13 protein-coding genes and 1 pseudogene are annotated in these 13,484 nt (G+C 43.5%); 11 read left to right on the forward strand and 3 right to left on the reverse strand.

The window, feature by feature from the left end; all coding sequences use genetic code 11:
* The first annotated feature begins 90 nt into the window (after positions 1 to 90).
* The 9 genes from MBEAL2_RS08115 (at position 91) to MBEAL2_RS32220 (ending at position 8,117) form a co-directional block, all read left to right on the forward strand.
* Positions 91 to 1,131 carry a DctP family TRAP transporter solute-binding subunit gene (locus MBEAL2_RS08115; RefSeq protein ID WP_047151803.1) on the forward strand — a complete coding sequence of 347 codons (1,041 nt, stop codon included), beginning with the start codon at positions 91 to 93 and terminating at the stop codon, positions 1,129 to 1,131.
* A 64-nt stretch (positions 1,132 to 1,195) separates the two neighbouring features.
* A complete protein-coding gene (locus MBEAL2_RS08120) occupies positions 1,196 to 1,741 on the forward strand; it encodes a TRAP transporter small permease (protein WP_047151804.1) in 546 nt (181 codons plus the stop codon).
* A complete protein-coding gene (locus MBEAL2_RS08125) occupies positions 1,722 to 2,993 on the forward strand; it encodes a TRAP transporter large permease (protein ID WP_047151805.1) in 1,272 nt (423 codons plus the stop codon). Before MBEAL2_RS08120 ends, MBEAL2_RS08125 begins: the two co-directional genes overlap by 20 nt.
* 24 nt (positions 2,994 to 3,017) lie before the next feature.
* Positions 3,018 to 4,373 carry an MmgE/PrpD family protein gene (locus MBEAL2_RS08130; RefSeq protein WP_047151806.1) on the forward strand — a complete coding sequence of 452 codons (1,356 nt, stop codon included), beginning with the start codon at positions 3,018 to 3,020 and terminating at the stop codon, positions 4,371 to 4,373.
* A 5-nt stretch (positions 4,374 to 4,378) separates the two neighbouring features.
* Positions 4,379 to 5,221, forward strand: coding sequence for a fumarate hydratase (locus MBEAL2_RS08135; protein ID WP_047151807.1), 843 nt, complete (start codon positions 4,379 to 4,381; stop codon positions 5,219 to 5,221).
* A 12-nt stretch (positions 5,222 to 5,233) separates the two neighbouring features.
* On the forward strand, positions 5,234 to 5,782 hold the full coding sequence (locus MBEAL2_RS08140; RefSeq protein ID WP_047151808.1) for a Fe-S-containing hydro-lyase: 549 nt from the start codon (positions 5,234 to 5,236) through the stop codon (positions 5,780 to 5,782).
* 22 nt (positions 5,783 to 5,804) lie between these two features.
* Positions 5,805 to 7,229, forward strand: a complete 1,425-nt coding sequence (locus MBEAL2_RS08145; RefSeq protein WP_047151809.1) for an SLC13 family permease — start codon at positions 5,805 to 5,807, stop codon at positions 7,227 to 7,229.
* 302 nt (positions 7,230 to 7,531) lie between these two features.
* Positions 7,532 to 7,693, forward strand: coding sequence for a hypothetical protein (locus MBEAL2_RS31695; protein WP_161798192.1), 162 nt, complete (start codon positions 7,532 to 7,534; stop codon positions 7,691 to 7,693).
* A 235-nt stretch (positions 7,694 to 7,928) separates the two neighbouring features.
* Positions 7,929 to 8,117, forward strand: coding sequence for a hypothetical protein (locus tag MBEAL2_RS32220; protein WP_047151810.1), 189 nt, complete (start codon positions 7,929 to 7,931; stop codon positions 8,115 to 8,117).
* Positions 8,118 to 8,295: 178 nt separating this feature from the next.
* Here the strand turns inward: MBEAL2_RS32220 and MBEAL2_RS08160 are convergent.
* Together MBEAL2_RS08160 and MBEAL2_RS32225 are read right to left on the reverse strand one after the other, a co-directional pair.
* Positions 8,296 to 9,695, reverse strand: a pseudogene (locus tag MBEAL2_RS08160) (hypothetical protein).
* Between the two features lie 15 nt (positions 9,696 to 9,710).
* Entirely contained in the window at positions 9,711 to 9,866 is a 156-nt protein-coding gene (locus MBEAL2_RS32225) for a hypothetical protein (RefSeq protein WP_173427698.1), read from the reverse strand.
* Between the two features lie 598 nt (positions 9,867 to 10,464).
* On the opposite strand from MBEAL2_RS32225, the gene MBEAL2_RS08165 reads away from it, so the two are divergent.
* Positions 10,465 to 10,809 (forward strand): hypothetical protein, encoded by a 345-nt coding sequence (locus MBEAL2_RS08165; RefSeq protein WP_047151811.1) that lies wholly within the window; start codon positions 10,465 to 10,467, stop codon positions 10,807 to 10,809.
* Here MBEAL2_RS08165 and MBEAL2_RS08170 read toward each other — a convergent pair.
* Complete coding sequence (locus MBEAL2_RS08170) at positions 10,768 to 12,096, reverse strand: MFS transporter (protein WP_082129825.1); 1,329 nt, start codon at positions 12,094 to 12,096, stop codon at positions 10,768 to 10,770. The genes MBEAL2_RS08165 and MBEAL2_RS08170 overlap by 42 nt on opposite strands.
* 524 nt (positions 12,097 to 12,620) lie before the next feature.
* Here MBEAL2_RS08170 and MBEAL2_RS08175 point away from each other — a divergent pair.
* Positions 12,621 to 13,475, forward strand: a complete 855-nt coding sequence (locus MBEAL2_RS08175; protein WP_047151813.1) for an MBL fold metallo-hydrolase — start codon at positions 12,621 to 12,623, stop codon at positions 13,473 to 13,475.
* Positions 13,476 to 13,484: the final 9 nt, after the last annotated feature.

Raw genomic sequence — 13,484 nt, forward strand, 5'->3', positions numbered from 1 at the left:
TCTCCAGAAAGAAGACCCTGCTACATAAGAAAAATAGTAATTGTGTAAGCGTTATCTTCAAAACATTTTGTCATTAGGGGGATGTTGTTAATGAAAAAAAGGTTGGCCATCTGTTTACTTGTTTTGCTCCTCGGTTTATTAACTGCCTGCGGGGGCGGAGGCAGTAAGGAAACTGCCAAGAGTGATAACGGAAATAAAGGGGATGGCAAACAAATTGTCATCAAGTTCTCACATGTTACTTCGGTTGAAAGTGTAAAAGGAAAAGCGGCGCAAAAATTTGCTGATCTGGTGGCAGAAAAAACAGGCGGGAAAGTAAAAGTGGAGGTATATCCATCGTCACAGCTGTACGGTGATAAAGAAGAATTGGATGCGCTGGTATCCGGAAACGTGCAAATGATTGCCCCTTCCGTGACCAAAATGGTAAAGCTCGACCCACGCTGGCAATATGTGGACATGCCGTTCCTGTTTAGGGATGAAGCACACTCTCTGAAATTCTTCGAGAGTGATTTGGCGAAAAAACTGATGAACAGTGAGCAGCTGGTAGGTAACGACATCATGGGTCTGGCTTTCTGGGAAAATGGCTTTAAACAGGTCACAAACAACAAAAGAGCGTTGAAAACACCGGCTGATTTTAAAGGGCTGAAATTCCGCGCACAGGCAGGCAAAGTATTGGATGGACAGTTTAAAGCACTGGGAGCAGGATCTGCAACCATCCCGTTCGGTGAATCGTACGCGGCTCTGCAGCAAGGTACGGTAGACGGACAGGAAAACACATTCAACAACATTGATACACAAAAGTATCAAGAAGTACAAAAGTATATGACGGTTAGTAACCATGGACGTATTGATTATGGTATTTTCGTCAATAAGCCGTTCTGGGATAACATGCCGCAAGACGTTCGTCCGAAGGTTGAAGGGGCTTTAAAAGAAGCTACTGACTATGCGAATCATATGGCAAAGGAGGAAAACGACAAAAGCTATGAAAACCTGAAAAAATCAGGCAAAATGCAAATTACGGAACTGACGGATGCAGAGCGTGCCGAGCTGGAAAAAGCGCTGCAGCCGGTATATGAGCAGTTCAAGTCCGTTATTACCCCTGAGCTTATCGACGGAATAAAGAATCTGAAATAGGGTTACTAAGGAAGGGCACTGCATTATTGGTGCTTCTTCCTCCTTAATTGAAGGAGGGATATCATTGAAAAGCTCGAAAAAGATGTGGGATTTGCTTGAAGACATCGCCGCAGGCTCCTTTTTATCCGTTGGTATCGCATTTGTTTTTTACGGTGTTCTCATGCGCTATGTTTTTAATGAGCCAAAAGCCTGGGTAGAAGAAATAGCTAACTATACACTTGTATGGGGTGCGCTGCTCGGCGTTTCAGTTGCATTGCGTAATAATCACCATATTCAGGTGGACATACTGTATGATAAACTGCCGCGTAGGATGCAGCGTTTGGTAGATCTTTTTGCAAACCTCATGGGAATTTTATTTAGTATTTTCTTTATGTATTACGGGTATGTTTTGGTGGCGAAGAGGTATACGTCCGGCATGGTTTCGATGGATGTCGGTATTCCAATGTGGATGGTTTATCTGATTCTCCCAATTTCAGGCATTATGCTCCTGCTTCGCTTTATCGAGAAGTTTGTCCAGGCAGTGCGTGGAGAAAAAATCGTAAATACAGTAGATATGGTAGAGATATCTGAAGAAAAGGAGAATGCCCCGCATGGTACTCACGCTATTTAGTAGTTTCATAGGTCTTATGCTGCTCCGGGTACCGATTGCCATCAGTCTGGCATTGTCTACTGTACTGGTGTTGATGATGTCTGACTTTAACATGAACATGGTGCCGCAGCGGATGTTCGCAGCGCTTGATTCATTTCCACTGATGGCGATTCCCGGCTTCGTACTGGCCGGCGTCATTCTGGCTCGTGGCGGAATTTCCAAGTATTTAATTGAAGCGCTGCGCACATGGGTGGGTCATCTGCAGGGTGGGCTATCTGTTGTTACCATATTGGCTTGTATGGTGTTTGCGGCCATTTCTGGTTCCAGTCCGGCGACGGCTGCCGCAATCGGAGCGATTATGATTCCAGCGATGGTCAATGCGGGTTATGATAAAAAGTATGCTATGGGACTGGTAGCCGCCTCAGGTACATTAGGGATTTTAATTCCGCCAAGCATTCCGCTCATCATCTATGGAATTACCGCCGAAGAATCCATCGGCAAACTGTTTATGGCTGGCGTCATCCCAGGATTGCTGCTGGGTGGTATCTTGATCATATCCGCTATTTTCTTTGCCCGGAAGCATGGATTTGGAAGTGACGAAAAATCTTCGATGGAAGTGCGTATGAAAGCCTCGATTAAAGCGCTATGGGGCGCGTTTCTGCCCATCCTAATTCTGGGCAGTATCTATACCGGAGTGGCAACGCCCACGGAATCAGCCGTTATCGCGGTTGTATACGGTATCATCGTCTCGGTTGTCATTTATCGGGAGATGGGTATAAAAGACATTCGCCCCCTTCTGGTAGAAACCATTAACATTACGTCGATGATTTTCCTTATTATTGCCGCTGCCAGCCTGTTCGGCCTGTACCTGACGAATGAACAGGTGCCACAAACCGTGGGGGCATGGATTGCGGAAAGTAATATAAACAAATGGATGTTCTTTCTTGTCGTCAACCTCCTGTTCTTTTTCCTGGGAATGTTTCTGGAAGCGGTTTCGATTATCCTGATTACACTGCCAATTTTGCTTCCGATTATCCATCATCTCGGCATTAATCCGATTCATTTCGCAATTGTTATGACCGTAAATATGGAACTTGCGATGATTACGCCTCCGGTCGGTCTAAACTTGTTTGTTGTAGGCGGTATTGCAAAAGAGAAACTTGAACTCGTCGTACGTGGGGTTGCTCCCTTTATTGTTTTGTTTATCATCGTGCTGGCATTTTATGTTATTTTCCCGCAAATTTCACTTTGGCTGCCGAATATGATGGAATAAAGAAACCAAGGAGGACGAAAAACAATGAGTATAAGCAGGCAAATCGCTTCTTATCTGATAAAAACAAAATATGAAGACATGCCTTCAGAAGCAGTAGAATTTACGAAGTTATGTGTGCTTGATTGGCTTGCCTCAGCGCTGGCTGGACGGGAGGAGCCGCCCATTCAAATGATTCATCAGGTGGTGAGGGAATCCGGAGGAAATCCCCAGGCTACGCTTGTAACAGGAGAGCGGTCATCTGTATTGAATGCAGCGCTCGTTAATGGAGCGTCAAGCCATGTTGTGGAGCTTGATGATATTCACAAAGCATCCATTATCCATGCAGCAACGGTTGTTATTCCGGCAGCACTGGCAGTAGCGGAATGGAAGAAATTAAGCGGAAAGGACTTGCTGCTGGCAGTAGCACTCGGGTATGAAGTGTGTTATCGCGTCGGGGAAGCGGTTAGCCCATCCCACTATTATTACTGGCACAATACAGCAACGTGCGGCACGTTTGGCGCAGCCGCTGCGGCCGCCAAGCTGCTCGGGCTTAATGAGAATCAGATTGTCCAGGCGCTTGGGAATGCCGGCACACAGGCGGCCGGATTATGGGAATTCATTGAAGACGGGGCCATGTCTAAGCAATTGCACCCTGGCAAAGCAGCTATGAATGGGGTGCTGGCGGCCTTACTTGCCGAAAAGGGATTTACCGGGGCAGAATGCATTTTTGAAGGGAAACGTGGATTTTTCCAGGCCATGTCAGAGCAATATGATGCCAGCAAAATGACGGAAGGGCTCGGTACAACATTTAAAATTACGGAAAATTCGTTTAAAATTCACGCTTCATGCCGCCATACCCACCATGCGATGGATCTTGCACAGGTGTTGTGTCAGGAAAGACAGCTGAAACCGAGCGATGTGAAGGCGATTCGTGTTAAAACGTACCGTGCTGTCGTAAACATTACCGATAACCCGGACCCCAATACAGTATACGCTTCCAAGTTTAGCTTGCAGTACTGCGTAGCACTTGCACTATTGACAGGTAAAACATCGCTGCCCGATTTTAGCGAAGAAGCCTTATATAACGAGGACATTCGAGACTTGATGAAGCGGATTTCTGTTTCAATTGATCCCGAAGTGGATGCGGCTTATCCAAGTAAATGGGGCGCCAAGTTTGAAATCGAATTTGCCAGCGGTGATAAACTGACGCTTACGGCCGATTATCCAAAAGGCGATCCTGAGAATCCGGTGTCAGCCATTGAGTTGATGGATAAATTCCGTGCATTGACGTTACGGCTTCGGAAGGAAGAAGTAGAAGGCTTTATCGATACGGTCATGAATTTGGAGCAAGTAGAAGATGTCCAAGATTTTTGGATGCTTAGTATGGTAAAGGGCGGATGAGAGGTATGCGGGAGATAACGTACAGCCAGATTGTGGAGGCGGTCAAACGGTTATGTATCGATGCGAACTATGATCTGGGTGCCGATGTTGTAACCGCCTTCCATGAAGCGGCGGGTAAAGAAGAATCTCCGGTTGGCAAAGAAGTGATTCACCAGTTAATCACAAATGCGGAAATCGCCGCGGCAGAACGCGTACCGATGTGCCAGGATACAGGAATGGCCGTTTTTTTTGTTGAGTTAGGACAGGAGTGCCGCATTACAGAGGGAAGCTTATATGATGCGATTAATGAGGGGATTCGTCAGGGGTATGGAGAAGGATATCTACGGGCTTCGGTTGTACAGGATCCGCTTGTACGTCAGAATACGGGTGACAACACACCTGGCATTATTCACGTGGAGCTGGTGGCTGGCAATCAGTGTACGCTTCACATGACGGCGAAAGGCTTCGGCAGCGAAAATATGAGCCAGCTTAAGATGCTAAAGCCTTCTGACGGGATTGAGGGAGCCAAGAAATTTATTATCGAGACGGTGAAAATGGCAGGACCGAATGCCTGTCCGCCAATGGTGGTGGGCGTTGGCCTTGGCGGAACTTTTGAGAAATCGGCTTACCTGGCGAAAAAATCGTTGCTCCGTCCACTTGGACAGCGTCACGAACGCCCCGACGTGGCCAATCTTGAAGAAGAGTTAATGACAGAGATTAACCGTCTTGGTATTGGACCGCAGGGAATGGGAGGCCGGACAACCGCACTTGACGTTCATATTGAGGTATTCGCTACGCATATTGCTGGCCTGCCGGTAGCCGTCAATATTAACTGCCATGCCAGCCGCCATAAGACGGCGGTCGTCTAAGGAGGAGAAAAGATGAAACAGGTAAGGCTCCCATTGTCCAAAGAGCAGATAGAGGAATTGCGGGCTGGCGAGAGAGTAGAATTGACCGGGATGCTTTATACCGCGCGGGATGCCGCTCATAAACGGATGTATGAAACGCTGGAAAGCGGGAATGGCCTTCCGGTAGAAATTGCGGGACAGATTATCTATTATGTTGGCCCGACGCCGCCAAAACCTGGGCAGGTTATCGGTTCAGCGGGACCCACAACGAGCAGCCGGATGGATGCGTATACCCCGCGTCTTCTCGAAATGGGACTCAGAGGGATGATCGGAAAAGGAAAACGAAACGCTGAAGTAAAAGAAGCGATAGTGAGACAGCAAGCTGTTTATTTTGCAGCAGTAGGCGGGGCGGCGGCGCTGATTGCCCAAACCATTCGCTCCGCGGAGGTAGTAGCGTATGCTGATTTGGGAACAGAAGCAATCTATCGGCTGGAGGTGGAGAAATTCCCGGCAATTGTAGTGAATGATATCTATGGAAACGATTTATATGAGCAGGGAGAAGCACAATTTGGTTTAGGATAAGCGAAGGAAAGGATAGATAGAGATGTCAGTACAAGCAGCAGGGAGAAGGATATGGTGGAGAGGGCTTAGTGTATGTGCCGCCGCCATTGTCTTTGGAACGATTTTTCTTCTGTTGCACCAGCGGGCGGGAGATAAAGCGTGCCTTACTCTTGCCCTAACCGGCGCGGCAATTGTCCTCTGGGTGGCTGAAACCATTCCGATTGGACAAACCTCATTTTTGGTTTTACTAATTATCGGCTTTACTGGGATTGTACCCCTGGATACGGCGCTGAGCGGTTTTGCTTCCAGCGCTATTTTTCTTATTATTGCGGGCATGATGATGGCCCGGGCTGTAAACGATACCTCTCTCATTCAACGGTTAACATATTATATATTATTGAAAATTGGCTCAACTACTTCACGTATACTGGCCGGAATCATTCTTATTTCACAGATTCAGGCGTTTTTTATTCCGGCAACGGCAGTACGTACCAGTTTGCTGTTGCCGGCAATTATAAATCTTATGAAAATGTTTGATTATCGGGCACACCCGAATATACGCAGACAGCTTATGCTTGGGGTTGCTTTTGGTGGCAACATTAGCGGTACGGCCATCCTGCCAGCCGCGATTGGGAATGTGCTGACGGTTGAAATTTTAAATTTGTATCTTCATACAAGTATTTCTTACTTTCGATGGCTCTGGCTGGCTTTTCCGATTTGGCTGTTATTAATCCCGGCAGTATGGTATATTATCAGGCGCACGTATCCTGCGGAGATAAAAGAAATTCCAGGTGTGCAGGAAGTAATGGAGAAGCGCTTGCATGAACTCGGACCCCTTACCTGGGCAGAAAAACGCTGTCTGGCCATTTTAACTGTTACTGTTGGACTGTGGGCGACAGAATCACTGCATCACATGGTCCCTGCTATTCCTGCTATATTCGCTGTTATCCTGCTTAGCCTGCCCGGTATTGGAGTGACAAGTTGGGAGAACACTACAAAAATTAATTTGGATACCGTTTTTATTCTTGGCATTACGCTTTCGCTTGGGAAAGTACTGAATGAGACAGGTGCGATCCAATATGTAAGCCAAATGCTTGAACATAAGTGGCTGATAAACAGCTTTCATATTCCGATTTTTGCTATTTTACTTGTTGTGCTGTTCACCCAGATTTATCATTTGGGTGTCTCAAACGTATCGACCGCCATTGTGACATTGTTGCCCGCATTAATCGGGATTGCTGACAGGGCAGGCGCTGACCCGGTGGCAATCGCTTTTTCAGCGGCGCTTACATGCCTGTTTGGTTTTATTTTGGTAGTAGAAACTATGCCGAATGTTCTTGCGCAGGCCAGCGGTTATATAGGCCAACGTGATTTTCTTATTCCAGGAATATGGGCCACGCTAGCTTCAATTCTAATTACCATGTTTGTAGCCGCCACCTGGTGGAGATGGATCGGTTTTATTTCGTAGAAATATACCATTTTTTCATCTTTATATCACACTTCTCCTGAAAGATTCTTGACCCGAATTGGATGCATGGAACGTTAGTGTCTCAGTTCAGTTCTATATGCATTGCAATTTGGAATAAAAAAGAGCATGACTGCTGTCATGACAAATAATTTATTACATTGAATAAAAGTCAGGTGTTTTGAGTTTGAGACCGTATAGCAGGATTCCTCTACACGGTCTTTTATAATTTAATAAATTATAGTTTAAAAATACTGCGTACAATAAAGTAATATTGCCTTACCAAAAGGGAAAACGAAGCAGATATGGATTTTATTCGTCGCTGCAAACAAAATAAAGTTGCATTACTCGTGAAATTGGCTGACATTGACGATAATAGCGACAGCTTACGTGCAAATAATCCATCAGAAAAAGAATACGAACGATTGAAAAAGTACAGCAAAGAAAAGGATGAGTTGCTGTCCTAAAAAGTTCATCTTACACGACTTCTCCTGGGTATAACTGTGTTATTTGCATTTCAGCTATTTTGATACATAGAGTCATTCTGCGGAGTGGCTTTTTTATATAGAAACATCGCATATCAAGAATCAAATTGAGGAGATCTTGAGAAAATATCTAGATAGTGTTGCCAAAGCGTGCAGGTTGGGATAAATATAAAATGTCTGTAAAAATATGAGTGAATCTAATACTGGAGCGATTAATATGCATGATATTCACGGGAATAAAATTATGTTTGGTTGTCTTGTAAAGCCGTTGACTGGTTTTTGGAGAGGGTTTGAGGGAGAAGTATTAAACATAGGGGAAGGGGATTATCCGGTTACTGTAAAATTCGAAGGGGGAGAAACAAACAGTTATTATCCGGATCACCTTGAAGTAATACATAATCAATAAAGAACAATTTTAATAATAAAATTTACTTTCTTGCGATACAGAAGTATTCATACAAAAAAGCGTCATCCTTTCTATAAATTATAGAGAAAGAATAACGCATTTTTTGTTTTTGAGGCGTTTTTTTCTTAGCTTGATGATGATGTGGTGAGACCCCATATCAACGAACGCCATTGCTGCTTTATACGGCTTGCCTCTTCATTTGTTCCTCTTCTTCGTTAGATGGATGTGTAAATAACTGATCATCTTCACCGCGAAGGAAGTGCTTACCGTAGAGTAGGAAGCACAACAGGATCCCTACTGCAAACGCCATTGCCGCACCTTTAATAACAAGAACAGCTGCTACGATTCCTGCTATTCCAAGATCACGCTGGCTGCGCGCTTGCATTACACCAATGCGCACGCTTACATAACCTTGCACTAACAATGTTAATGCTAACGCTACACCAAGGATGGGTTGTACTAAACTTACGATTGGCAATAAAAGAAGTCCTGTATTCGTTCCCCAACGGAAGGAACCTATGCCCCCGAAGAAGGAATTCATCGCTTTTTTGCCTCCCTTGAAACGTTCAATCACTACGACTTGCATCGCTGCCCATAGCGGCCCACACATGGTAATATCAGGACCAATGATACTCATAACCATATTGCGGCCCCCAAAAATTAAATGGGCACGATTTGGGTTATAATCTACCTTTTCATCTGTACGGGCGGCATCTGACTCTGATAATAATGCTTTGGTTTTTAGTACGTCGCCGAATACAACGAGATACGTGGCGAGAACCGCCGGGAGGGCTGTGACGAAAAACTCCACCGGAGGAATTCCTAATCCAAATACAGTATACTTCGCCCAAAGAGTTGCAAAATCGGGCTGACTGAATCCCCATTTGATGGCAGGCCACTTTGCTTCGCCAGCAAGAGGAGCTACCACAACCGCAAGCAAAATAGCCGGCAGAATTCCTAAGTTACCTAGGAATATCCATGCCTTGTTTCTTTGTTTTATCCCTTCAAATTGTTTAGAAAAGATAAGGTAGAAAGCAAGTCCGATACAAATGGTAATCGTCACTGGAAATAAGTCGAATTTTCCACCTTTTTCAAAAATTGACGTAATAGCCCCAATTCCAGCACCTAAAATAATTCCAGACTTAATCGCATTGGGCACCAAACGAACAACTTTACTTGCAAGGCCAGTCATCCCTAGAAAAATAGATAATATACCTAGCGTCAACTGAAACGCAATAAGTGCATAGATTCGATCTGTTCCTTCCGGGAACTGTTTGACAAATAGAACGATTAAAGGAATAGCAGGAGTAATCCAACCCGGAATAACAGGATCACCTAATAAATGATGCAGTAAATACATAAATCCATTTAATATCATGATGGCTAACGCGACTTCAAATGGCATGCCAGATGATCGGCTAATAATGTGATGCCCCCTAAGTCTACAGCACACATTAATAGTCCCTGCACGTAGTCCGGCCATTCAAAGCGATAATGGACAAACGGAAGCCTTATTTTAAAAGGTCCGGCAGGAATATATGGTGCTTCTGCGCCGTTTCGACGATGTTTCCACTGCATAAAACTTCCTCCTTATTAATAAGCTGCACGATAAATTGCTTCTACATCTTTCACACGAAGAGTGCGAGGATTGTTGTGTAACAAGCGCGTCTGCTTTTCTGGAATTTCTGCGGATTGAATGGTAATTTCTACAACGACACCAGCCGCTCCGCGTCCTCGTGCGATTAGCATAAGGCGGAGACTTCCATTGATAATTTCAATTTTTCAGGTAATTAAATGATATTTCCCGAAATGTATGCGCCTTCTTTTTTATGGGAGGCATACGACTGAAGAGTACCGTTAAACTTATCCTCATGAATGATAATGGCATCATTGGTAAATAATATCAAACAGATTTTTGCCTTTAGGATGGTCAATAAGCACGGTATAGAGGGAACTTTACCATTTCAGACGGAGCACCCGGACTAAATATAGTCGCCAGCTTATGCATTGTAATTATCCGTTTTTATCCATTTTCATTCGTCCACTATCTTCATTACATAAAGCTTAAAATGTACTTTAACGATATTTACCATGACAAATCAATCTCCCTTATTTATTGTAGTAACAATCACAAATATAAATTAAGCAATTTTAATGCCAATATGTAAACATAGGAATAATGAGGGTTAACAATCAAACGGATCGTAAAGTCGGTGAATTGTTTCACCGCACATCAGTGTAAGGGTTTACAAATTGTAAATCTACCTTCACGATTTAGGACTGGTGAAAAAATTCAGCGTAGGTGATAAAATTCACCATCTCATTCGAAGTAGGGGAGGAGAGAACCATGAATCACTTTCAAATTGGTTTAACCCAGCAAACACTCAGCAACTTTATCACGGTTCTTTGCAATAACTATGTACATGAGGAAGCAGATGTTCTTATTCTGGATGAAGATGGGGTAAGGATAGTCGGCAACGTTATCGCCCACCTAGGCCCCCCTAACCGTGTGAAGTTAGAAGAACCGAACAAATTGTCTGTGGAACACCTCACATTGCTCTTCGAAAGATTTCAGGTAGTACTATACGCACGAATTATAGCAAAGCAGACAGGAAAGGAAGTTCCTCGCGTGGGGAACTTCCTTCTAAAATTAATCCAGTGCTTTTCCCTTTGTCTCCGGCACGCATACTAACATCGTGATTAGACCGATTGGATAGATTAAGAAAATTAATGACATCGCTCCAAAAAGATTTCCGCCAGACGCTAGCAATCCAATAATTACAGGGCCGAATCCTGCTAATCCACGGCCTGTGCCGAAGATGAAATTCTCCGCTGTTGAACGGGCTTCTACTGGGTAGTTTTCTGCCAACACGGCTCCAAATCCACCCATCATGCCATTGGCAAAAAAGCCAAGCAAGGCGCTTCCCCACAATAATAATGTTGCGTCTTTTAGTAAGAAGAAATAAATTAAGCAGTACACTGTGCCGCCTATATAATAGAGGGTAAATGTTTTTCGACGCCCGATTTTATCCGCCAAAAAACCAAATACTGCAATTCCAATCAACATTCCAACCGTGGAAATAAACATCCAGCCACTTGCTTTTGCTAAGGTATAGCCATACTTATTGGCTAAAATGGTAGGCATCCAGGTGAAAATCCCATAATATCCAAAGTTTTGAATAAAGGACATGACAATTAATCCAATCGTTGTCATCGTAATTTTCTTATTTTCAAATAACTTACGTAACGGAAATTTTTTCATATTTTTCCATTTTCTTGTTTCTTCTGCCGTTAATGTTCCCTGTAGTGCCTTTAGCTGTAATTGTTTTTTATATTGCTGTTTCTGTTCCCACAGTTTTGGTTCGCTTAAGCTTTTGCGAACATATACTGCCAATAGTGCTGGGATTAATCCAAATAAGAATACCGCTCTCCAGCCGAAATATGGAACGATTAGGGCTGGCAGCAAGGATGCGACTAACACTCCAAATTGCCATCCTAACGCCACAACCGAGGTTGCTTTTGCACGCATATTTTTTGACCAGGTTTCTGTTACGATGGCCATTCCGATTCCAAATTCACCACCGACCCCCATCCCTACTAAAAAGCGAAGAAATAGCAATTGCCAATAATCTGTTGCGAAATAAATAAGTGCTGTTGCGACTGAGAACAATAGAATCGATACAGCCATTGTCCGAATACGGCCAAATAAGTCAGCTAGAAATCCGAATAAATAGGAACCCACTAGCATACCGGCTGTTGTCGCGAGTATAAGATTTGCGCCCTGTGCGGGGGTTAAGTGAAATTCTTTCAAAATGTACATGAGTACAAAGGACAATAGTAGCATATCCAATCCTTCTGCTGCGTAACCAAGGACGGAACCTAACAATGTTTTATAACGTTTTGATTTAGACTCCACTTCAACTTTAACTTCTTGTGATTCTGCTGATACATACTGTGCTTTGCTTACTACATTCATCATTACTCCTCCTCATACTTATATACAGTCGCTATGGAAGAATAATAAAAGCCTTCTTACCTTAATAGGTAAGAAGGCTGCATAAACATGATAATCCTTTTAAAAGAATTACTACATTTATAATTCCGCTTCCTTCTCAACCTCACGGGGTTGGGTTAAAGGACTGTAATTGATTTGTTTTATTTTTATCATTCTTTTGGTCCATTGTCAAATCATTTAAATCATAGGGATGACTATCTTCCGTTTTTACTCTAATCACAAAACGAGGGAGCGAGATGGATGGCTGAAAACAACGATCGCAATCGACAGGGGGGATTATCTTCTAGTATAATTTTGTTAAAGCTATCATATTAATCTATATTTCTATGTTTTATTGTAAGAATATTCAGCATATCGACTGAATACATTTTGTTTTTTTTGTGCGATTTGTACATAGTCTGACACAACCTATTGACAATAAAATAGTGGTAAGAAATGGACAAGGACGAAGGAATCATTAAGAGACAAAAAAGAGAGGAGCCATCACAATGGAATACAGGTATAAGTTTGATTCCGCACTGCTGAAAGAGATTCAGGAGACCAACGTCAAGGATGGGACCGTTGCCATATGGAACTTAGGACAGGAAGGGTATGCATTCAAAGGGGAACGTGAAGTTCTCTATATCGATCTATATCTTTCTGACTCGATTGTAGAAGATGAATTAGGCCCCGAGGGACTCTTTACCCGAGATTTCCCACCTCCATTAAATCCCTCAAAGATTGAGAATGCCAATTATGTGCTATGCTCCCACTTCCACCAAGATCACATGGATCATGCCACCTTACGGCCTTTGGCCAAATCATCAACCGATGCGCTTTTCTTAGTTCCAGCTTCACATACCTTTCTTTTACAGAAAATGGAAATACCAGAGTCACGAATCATTGGCGCCAAACATTTGCAATCGGTTCAACTCGGAGAATTTTTAATAACTCCCATCGCTGTTTACCATCCGGTCGATGAAGTGGATAGCCAGGGGAATCATTTTTATTTTAGCTTTGTTATTCAGGTGAATGGCGTAACGATATTCCACAGCGGGGATACGATTTATTTTCCAGGGTTAGTCGAAGAGCTATCTAAATTTAAGATTGATGTCGCTTTTATTAACAGCAACGGCCGTGATTGGATGCGTGATCAAAATGAAGTGATAGGGAACATGAATTATCGGGAAGCGGTAGAGTTCGGACGTGCCATCCATGCGGACATGCTGGTTCCAATGCATTTTGACATGTTTAAGACCAACCGTGAAAACCCTGCCTATTTCGTAGACTATTTATTTTCTACACACCGTAACATGAAATTTCATATCTTTACCGTTGGTGAACGGTTTATTTATCACACATGAAATAGTTGT

The sequence above is a fragment of the Aneurinibacillus tyrosinisolvens genome (genome assembly GCF_001015055.1).
Classification (GTDB): domain Bacteria; phylum Bacillota; class Bacilli; order Aneurinibacillales; family Aneurinibacillaceae; genus Aneurinibacillus_A; species Aneurinibacillus_A tyrosinisolvens.

Coding starts and splice junctions, on each gene's coding strand:
- MBEAL2_RS08135 (WP_047151807.1), top strand. CDS start 4,379: ATGCGGGAGATAACGTACAGCCAGATTGTGGAGGCGGTCAAACGGTTA.
- MBEAL2_RS08140 (WP_047151808.1), top strand. CDS start 5,234: ATGAAACAGGTAAGGCTCCCATTGTCCAAAGAGCAGATAGAGGAATTG.
- MBEAL2_RS08145 (WP_047151809.1), top strand. CDS start 5,805: ATGTCAGTACAAGCAGCAGGGAGAAGGATATGGTGGAGAGGGCTTAGT.
- MBEAL2_RS08125 (WP_047151805.1), top strand. CDS start 1,722: ATGGTACTCACGCTATTTAGTAGTTTCATAGGTCTTATGCTGCTCCGG.
- MBEAL2_RS08130 (WP_047151806.1), top strand. CDS start 3,018: ATGAGTATAAGCAGGCAAATCGCTTCTTATCTGATAAAAACAAAATAT.
- MBEAL2_RS08115 (WP_047151803.1), top strand. CDS start 91: ATGAAAAAAAGGTTGGCCATCTGTTTACTTGTTTTGCTCCTCGGTTTA.
- MBEAL2_RS08175 (WP_047151813.1), top strand. CDS start 12,621: ATGGAATACAGGTATAAGTTTGATTCCGCACTGCTGAAAGAGATTCAG.
- MBEAL2_RS08165 (WP_047151811.1), top strand. CDS start 10,465: ATGAATCACTTTCAAATTGGTTTAACCCAGCAAACACTCAGCAACTTT.
- MBEAL2_RS32220 (WP_047151810.1), top strand. CDS start 7,929: ATGCATGATATTCACGGGAATAAAATTATGTTTGGTTGTCTTGTAAAG.
- MBEAL2_RS08170 (WP_082129825.1), bottom strand. CDS start 12,096: ATGATGAATGTAGTAAGCAAAGCACAGTATGTATCAGCAGAATCACAA.
- MBEAL2_RS32225 (WP_173427698.1), bottom strand. CDS start 9,866: ATGCTAATCGCACGAGGACGCGGAGCGGCTGGTGTCGTTGTAGAAATT.
- MBEAL2_RS31695 (WP_161798192.1), top strand. CDS start 7,532: ATGGATTTTATTCGTCGCTGCAAACAAAATAAAGTTGCATTACTCGTG.